Here is a 7,727-nt window from a genome sequence, read left to right as displayed (position 1 = left end):
AGTGATGTTCTTTTTGTTTTAAAAGAGTACAAAAAAACTGGTATTGATTATTCATCAATACCAGAAAGTATAGAACCAAATTAAGGGACGCGTGAGCGTCTTTTTTTGTTATTGTGTATGATATTAAATGACTGTTTGCTCAGAAGGAGCAAAGGATGTGAAGCAAAATATTTATAAGGATGTCATCATTACATCTGAGTACTTACTGAATCAAGGCATCAATCTTTTGTTTAGTAAGGAAGACTTCACAGTTGATAATGAGATAATTGCACTACTTGACGTGAGTGATATTCCCCGAATGATCAATGGCAAGACAATTGTCATCCATGAAAAGTTTGGAATATTCTTCGTTAAGAGAACGACCAAACAACTTATGAACGAGTTCCACAAGTTCAATCGAGTTGGATTCTTGTTATCCAAGGCACTCATGAAGTATTTTGATATGAAGCGAAATATCCCGATGGTCTTCGGATTCTGTTCCTATATGCCAATGAGTGGAGGCAGTCGAAATTGTACAGATTGGATCGCACTACATTGGTTGAAGAAAGTTGAACAGCATGGGACTTCAGCTAATTTTGAAACTGACAATGGTCTGACTATTCGGATGAACTTTCCGAATGGTAATCTCCACGATCGAGTCCATGATGTTTATTTTTTAAGTGAACAGCAGGTAATCACATTGGGTTCTATTCTTGCTAAAGGGAACATGAAGATGATTCCGCCGAGATATGTTGGTCTATTGAATGACTACAATGATTGTCGTTGTTTGTTCCACAAAGATATATTGGTAACTTGGTCCGGTATATGTAATAGAGTAGATAGTTTTGAAAATTTTTTGTTAGATGCAATTACCAAGGGTGAAATTGAAGCAGATGTCACCAAAGAAATCTATCATCAAAAAATATACCGAATCATGAAACTTTACTGATGCTCTTTCCGTCCTACTGATAGTAGGGCGTTTTTATTTTGACCTCAAAACACCAAACGTTGATATACCAGTACTTCCACAACTCAATCAGCAACTAAACAAAAATATTTAAGTAGTTTATCTTAGTAATTGCCATAAGCGCTTATGAGTATTAGGAAATACAGGTTCAAGATGAGTTCAATAGAAGAAGGATTCGCCCATGCGGTCAAAAATCAACGATTGATTCATGGTGTTTTGAAGCAAATTCATGTCTATCCAACACGCTTTGATTACGAAGATTATTTTCAGGAGGCGGTCATAATCTATGCACAGACTTACGCAAAATTTATGACTGAGCATAACGATGCTGATAAGTTTAAGGTCTATATTTTTCAAAGATTACGCTGGAGAATGACAGACTTACTGCGACAGGAAATGAAATATTCGGAGGTTCATTCATTAGATGAATTTGATTTTTCGACAATATGTCAGGAGACTAACGATTTGCTAGAAAACCTGAATTTAGGGACTTTGACGGCATTTGAAAATCAAATATTTCAGGAACATTTCATTAACAATAAGAGTCTATTAATATTGGCACGGCGTTATGAATGCAGTACTCGTAACCTCAGGTACCATCGGAATAGGCTTTTGGTGAAATTACGTGCTAGTATAACGCTCTGAAGTTTACTATCTGATTACAGATATGTTACTTTCGATTAATTTATGAAGAATCTTGTTATAATTTAGTAGTTAAGCAAATTAACGGTGGGAAGGAATTATCTATTATGGTATCAAACAAAAAATTTATGGTCAGTTTAGCAACTGCTGCTGCTTTGGCCGGAGCTGGATATGTAACTGTACAAAATGTTGTTCCTAATGTGGGGATTCAGAATGTACAAGCTGCTTCAGCAATCAATGATTATATTTCAAATAATAATATTCAACCTGTATCTATTCAAAATGAAGAAGGTACATTCAGTCAATGGTTTGGTTATGAGAATGGGGTCGGGAAGCCCGAAGGTGTTGTAGTCCATGAGACAGCTACTCCTGGTGCTACTGCTAGAAATGAAGTTACATATTTTAACCGTGAATGGTCAAATATGTATTCATACGTTCATGCTTTTGTTGATAATAATGAAATCATTAATATTCATAACACTGATTATGGTGTCTGGGGTGCTGGTCCAACTGCTAATGCTAAGTACATTCAGATTGAATTATGTGAAGTAAGTACAACTGATGAGTTTGCTCGTTCAATCTCTAATGATGCTTATTACATTGCCAGCAAGTTGATTCAATATAACTTGCCATTTACAGCTGGTAAGACGGTACTTTCACATAATGATGTTTCAAATCTTTATGGCGACACAAACCACACTGATCCAGTTGGTTACTTCGCAAGCTGGGGTTACAGTATGGATCAATTCTATGATTTGATCGGCACATACTATACTAACTTGAAGAATAACGGTTCAGTAACTAATGGTGGTGGAGATAATACATCACCAGGTACTGATACTGGGGTATCGGAAGACAATACTATTAATGTTAATAACACTAACGGTGACTATGTTCCTATCGTTGCCTTCCAAGATGATGGTTCAGTACAGACAATTAAGAATCGTGCCTTGATGAACAAGACTCCATGGTATACAGATAAGACTAAAGAGTATGATGGTATTACATATCGTCGTGTTGCTACCAACGAATGGGTATCAACAGCTTATGTTGTCTAGCTAGAATTAATTAGAACTCGCAAAATTTGCGGGTTCTTTTTTTCTTTAATTCCTAAAAATATCACTCCGTTGTATAATTGTACTTAAATAGTGACTGAATCTGTAGGAGAGTACGTCGATGAGAAAAAAACTTTTTGCAATATTGGGGATATTGTTTTTATTTATCGTAGTTTCAGGATGTGGTAAAAAGGACAACGCCCAAGTTGTTGACACTACTAAGACGTGGTATATGTTTCAGGATCAGGGAGAATCAAACGTTATTTCGATTAAGTTCTTGAAGAATAACAAGTCTGAGGTCAAAGATATTTTGTCGCTAGGAGATAGCGTTGGGATCAATCGAATGAACAATAATAATGCCAATCCTTCATATACGTTGGATCGTGATGGCAAGACTATCGTTATCAATGCGAGCAATAAGGTTGCCTTCAAACTGCTGAAGCCATACAAGGACAATGTTTATGGTCGTCATATGAAGGGATACTATGTCCAATACCAAGGTCAGACTTATAAGTTTGCTTATATTACTAAGACAGATAAGAAGACTAGTAATGTAACTGATGAGTCCAGGTCACAGTCGATTGCCTACAAGTCGATGCCGGATCATATTATCGATGTAAACTCTGGTACAACGCCACTTAAGAATGCTGATATGGCCGGTAATTTTAATTTTTCTACTATTATAGATTATCGTCGTACTGATGGTAATTTAACGGTCGATAACAATGGTACTTATCAGATGACTCTAACGGAGCACGCTGCTCAACCGGATACTGATACGACGGACAGCAAAGTCGTAATGGCAACGACGATTGAATCAGGTCAGGTGCAGAGTATGTACGGTAAGGTCTACTTAGTTCCGAAGAACTTCTTGACGATTGAATATTACTTCCATGGACAGAATCAGAGTAATCTCTTACCTAAGAGTGTTAACTTGAAGGTCAGCTCCAAGGCGACCGGTAATCAGATTAAGCGGTCGAGAACGAGAATTGAAATCGACAGCGGTCAAATGTATCTGTTCTCGTCGGACTTTACCGTTCGTAAACAAACTGACCAAAAAAATACCAACGGAAATTATTTGACCAAATCTGATAAGTCACAAGTAAGTCTGCGAGATGCAATTACTCAAACCTATAATGTCTACAAGACTAATCAGTCTAATCCGGTCCAATCAAACGCTGACTTCATGCAGTTAGCAGCGGCTATTTCCGATAATGATGACAAAAAATTAGGAAATGTAGCGGTTGACTTTGGTGGTAAATACGGTATCGATCAAATACCGACGGATTATCAAGGCGTAGATGTCGATGGTAATAAGCAACCATTAATGCAGTACTTGTTTCTTGTTACTCCGGCAACTTATAAGGAAAACGGACCAACGATAACCACTAACCAAGGCAAGTTTTTGATTTATGGAATGTTAAATAAGAACTTGTTCTTATTGAAACAGCCAGACAAAGACTCAACGACTGTAACCTGGACTTTGGTCAATGGGGTTAAACTAAAAGTTCCAGCTTTAAAATTTACATTAGATTGATTCATTAAGTTGATCTATTGGAGGGGTTCACATGGAATACGTTCTTTTAGCAATCGTTGCTGGGATGATTGAACTATTCTTGATTTTTCGGACACGATATATGTTTAGTCGACATCCGGTTATGACGACTAGTGCGATACTAACTCTATTAGCACTTTTGTTTGTCCATATTATTAGTTCCAATGCTCCAACGGTGATTCAATTCTATGTTATTGTGCTCTTTTCAGTTGATTTAGTATTGATGATGATTTTGTTGGGATATGTGTTTTATATGTATTATTTCCTCAAAAAAGCAAAAGTCCAGGATGCTGATTATTTGTTAGTATTAGGTACTAGCTTTATGACTAAGCGAGTCCCACCAGTTATGCAGGATAGATTGGACGCGACGATTGATGCTTTTCATAGATTACATGATAAACCGAAGATTATTGTTAGTGGAGGGCAAAGCTCCAAGTTGCCTATGACTGAAGCCAGTTTAATGAAAAAATATTTGCTTGACCATGGAATTCCTGAGTCCCAGATTATTCTCGAGGGTAAATCGTTGAACACGATGCAGAATCTTGAGTATTCTTCAATCGTGTTGAAGAAAAATTGGCATGCCGCATCAGTTCCACGTGTGATGATTATAACTAGTGAATTTCATATTCCTCGAACATTACGATATTTAAAGAATCTAGGCATTTCAGTCAGTTATTTACCAGCAAGAACCATGCCAATATTTCTTAAACCAGCGATGTTTCGTGAGTTTACGGCGATAGTTTGGTATTATAAGTACACCGTTATATCGGTTGTTTTTATAATCGTGGTTTTGCTATTAAGTTCTATACAGTAGGGAGTGTCGTGTTATTACTTATGATAATTTTGTAGCTAATAAACGTTTGCGAAGGTTTGTTTTGTTAGCTGTGGTAATTGGATTGTTCTATTTGTTACGTAGTATGATGAGTTTGTTTTTACTGACATTCACATTTACTTTTTTATCAGTTCAACTAGTTCGAGCCGTTCAAAAAAAATTTCCTCGTGTTAAGCCAGTTTGGGTCATCGTACCAGTTTATCTGTTGATAATTGCTGGTATATTCTTTGCAGTTGCTAATTATGTACCACAAATAATTAGTCAAACGGCTAAGATGTTCACTTCATTGCAGAAGTTCTATCAAAGTGATGAGATGAAATCAAATGTTTACTTGAGTGTTGTCTATGATTATTTGCAACAGATCAATCTGGATGCACAGATCAAGACAGCTATCACGCAAGCAGTTAATTACTTGTCTAGTATCGGAGCAATGGGATTGAATATTTTCTTATCATTCTTATTGAGTTTCTTCTATACTACTCAAGTTGAACAGATGAATAGTTTTGGTCGACAATTTTTGACTAGTAAGTACGGCTGGTTGTTTGATGATCTTCGTTATTACGGTCAGAAGTTCGTCAATACTTTTGGAGTCGTCATTGAAGCACAATTGATGATTGCGGTCGTTAATACGGCGCTGACAACTATTACTTTGCTGGTAATTGGGATGCCAAGCGTTATCGCTTTAGCGGTCATGGTTTTCATACTTTCGTTGATTCCAGTAGCTGGCGTGATTATTTCACTAATACCGTTGAGTTTTATAGCTTATTCTGTTGGTGGAATTAGATATTTAATTTATATTATAATTATGATAATTGTTATTCATATGATTGAAACATATTTCCTCAATCCGCAATTTATGTCGAGCATGACACATTTGCCAATATTCTTCACATTCGTTATTTTGATCGTATCTGAAGAACTGATCGGTACTTGGGGATTAATTATTGGTATTCCAATCTTTGTTTTCTTCTTAGATATCCTTGGAGTTCATTCGATTCAAAAAAATAATCCAAAAAAGAAGATAAATTTGAAGAAATTACGATAAAAAAGTATTACAGTCATATATAATAGGGATAACTGAGTAGATGGGAGAATAGGTGTATGTCATTTTTTGATAGAAAAAAGAAGGACAATGATTATTCAAATGATTATGCGGGTGATGATTATCAAAATGAGTCCTCAAATCAACCACAAACGAATTTTGACTTCAATAATCAAGGTCAAAATCCTAATCAACAACCTCAACAGCCACAATTTGAACAACAACAACAGCCACAACCAGATCAATACAATAACCAACAAAATTTTCAACAAATGATGGATCAACAGTATCAAGACTTCGGTAATGATCAGGGGCAAGCTCAAAATACTTCGCCAGAAGTTAATGGTAATTACTATGAGGAACAGCCGGTTCCTGAAGCCGCTGATTCTCAAGACTGGAAGGACACCGAGGATACTTTGCAAGATACTTTGGCTCAAAGTGAAAACTTGAAGAGTCAATTACGTCATGAGCTGTTAGCTGATCGTGGATACTGCAATCATGTTCTGCGCAGTGTTGGTAGTGATCAAACGGATACAAGAGACAATGCAACTGAACGTATTACGAAGATCAATACTTTGTTGAGAAAATGGTTTGATACTGATGAGATGGCTAATGAAATTTATCTTGATCCAAATCGGAATTATTTCATTTTCACTGATCAATTGAATGCTAATCCAGAAAATGACGTAAGTAAGATGTGGCAACAGATCACATCAACTTTGGCAAGTCATAACTTGATGGCTAATGCTATTTCAGTTGCTTATGATGATCAAGTCAATGAGACTTGGATGAATTATCAGAATGCTGGTTGGGTCGATCCTAATTCATACTTATTGAGTATGTACAATGACTTGCAAGGTCGTTCAATGAATATGGCCGCAACTCCTGCTGAAATCCCATTTGAAGAATCATATAGAATTCAACATATCAGTGATAAGACTGATAAGATTTTGGATGCTGATGATAATCTAGTAATGGAAGTATCTCGTACTGCTAACCAACAGTTACAAGTTATTCGTCACTACAATGATGCCAAGTTATTGAGCCGAGATATCTTCGATGTTAATGGAGTTATTTCCGCAACTCAATTCTACGATCATCATGATCCTAACAAAGTTATTCGTGAAAACTTCTATCGTCAAGATGGTACTTTGGTCTTGATCAAGAGTTATACCAATGACGATCCATACATCCAACTATTCACTCAAGGTAATGTTTTGATCAGTACATTTGATACTGATGAAGACTTGATTATTTGGTGGTTGAAGAATCAAGCACTTCGCCAAGTTGAAGCTACGATTTTTGTATCGATCGATTCTGCCTACTATAAGAAGTTATTGTCATTGCGTGAGAAGGGATTTGAAGTAATTCCTGTTATTATGACGCAAAGTCAAAACGCTAAAGTCATTACTGACTTGTTGAGTGGTAAAGATCAAGTTACAGCCGTCTTTGCTGGGAGCGACAAAGTTAATAGTTACTTGAATAAGAATTCTAAAATCAAAATGGACATTTCGACACTAAGTGATGTTGAAAATTACCAGAATGCTACACCGGTTGGTAATGTCTAAAATATATAATTGAAATAAAGTCAGTTTACATGAAACTGACTTTTTTTTATTGGTGTTTTCGTGTAAAATGTAATGTTGTATAAGAAA

The 7,727-nt window shown here is 36.2% G+C and carries 7 protein-coding genes; all 7 read left to right on the top strand.

Features of this window, described 5'->3' with window-relative positions; all coding sequences use genetic code 11:
* The first annotated feature begins 157 nt into the window (after positions 1-157).
* On the top strand, positions 158-928 hold the full coding sequence (locus tag EKM68_RS12630) for a hypothetical protein (protein WP_125591170.1): 771 nt from the start codon (positions 158-160) through the stop codon (positions 926-928).
* Between the two features lie 171 nt (positions 929-1,099).
* Complete coding sequence (locus EKM68_RS12625; protein WP_164509449.1) at positions 1,100-1,591, top strand: sigma-70 family RNA polymerase sigma factor; 492 nt, start codon at positions 1,100-1,102, stop codon at positions 1,589-1,591.
* 104 nt (positions 1,592-1,695) lie between these two features.
* Positions 1,696-2,646: a peptidoglycan recognition protein family protein gene (locus tag EKM68_RS12620; RefSeq protein WP_125591168.1), complete on the top strand. Its 951-nt coding sequence runs from the start codon at positions 1,696-1,698 to the stop codon at positions 2,644-2,646.
* Positions 2,647-2,764: 118 nt separating this feature from the next.
* A complete protein-coding gene (locus EKM68_RS12615; protein ID WP_125591167.1) occupies positions 2,765-4,180 on the top strand; it encodes a hypothetical protein in 1,416 nt (471 codons plus the stop codon).
* Positions 4,181-4,211: 31 nt separating this feature from the next.
* The gene (locus EKM68_RS12610) at positions 4,212-5,012 is read left to right on the top strand and encodes a YdcF family protein (RefSeq protein ID WP_125591166.1); all 801 of its coding nucleotides are present in this window, start codon (positions 4,212-4,214) and stop codon (positions 5,010-5,012) included.
* 61 nt (positions 5,013-5,073) lie between these two features.
* Positions 5,074-6,075, top strand: coding sequence for an AI-2E family transporter (locus EKM68_RS12605; protein WP_263853653.1), 1,002 nt, complete (start codon positions 5,074-5,076; stop codon positions 6,073-6,075).
* 56 nt (positions 6,076-6,131) lie between these two features.
* Complete coding sequence (locus tag EKM68_RS12600; RefSeq protein ID WP_125591164.1) at positions 6,132-7,640, top strand: hypothetical protein; 1,509 nt, start codon at positions 6,132-6,134, stop codon at positions 7,638-7,640.
* Positions 7,641-7,727 lie beyond the last annotated feature (87 nt).

The sequence above is a fragment of the Companilactobacillus jidongensis genome, assembly GCF_003946575.1.
Taxonomy (GTDB): domain Bacteria; phylum Bacillota; class Bacilli; order Lactobacillales; family Lactobacillaceae; genus Companilactobacillus; species Companilactobacillus jidongensis.
Note: the sequence above shows the minus strand (reverse complement) of the source record. Positions and strands in the feature narration are given on the sequence as shown.